The sequence below is a fragment of the Delftia sp. ASV31 genome, from assembly GCF_016428765.1.
Classification (GTDB): domain Bacteria; phylum Pseudomonadota; class Gammaproteobacteria; order Burkholderiales; family Burkholderiaceae_C; genus Comamonas; species Comamonas acidovorans.
The window spans coordinates 1-454 of record NZ_JAELTK010000215.1; the positions used below are offsets into that span (position 1 = coordinate 1).

At 45.6% G+C, this 454-nt stretch carries 1 pseudogene; it reads left to right on the forward strand.

What is annotated here, in order from left to right:
• Window positions 1-454, forward strand: a pseudogene (locus tag JHD82_RS29060) (hypothetical protein); the annotation flags it as partial.

Here is a 454-nt window from a genome sequence, read left to right on the forward strand (position 1 = left end):
CTACAAGTCTCTGGCTCGTCTCATTTTAAAAGAAGCCTTTCCCTCTCATGAAGTAGGAAAATTTGATTCGCTCAAGGGCTGGGAAAATATTCATCACTTACTACTCCTTGATCAAAGCACCATTGGCCGGAGCACACGATCGAATACTGCGACTTATATCAAAATGTATGATGATATCCGGCGAATTATGGCGAACCAAGCGCAGTCCGCAAGGCGCTCGCTTTCGCCCACGGATTTTTCTTTCAACGTGGACGGAGGAAGGTGCCCTACGTGCAAAGGCGATGGCTATGTGGAAGTAGACATGCATTTCATGGCCGATGTCCGTTTGCTTTGCGATGATTGCGAAGGCAAACGATTCAAAAAACACGTATTGGAAGTGCGTTTTCACGGAAAAAATATTGACGATATTTTGCATACAACGGTGAAAGAGGCGATGAGTCTTTTTGCCGAGTCT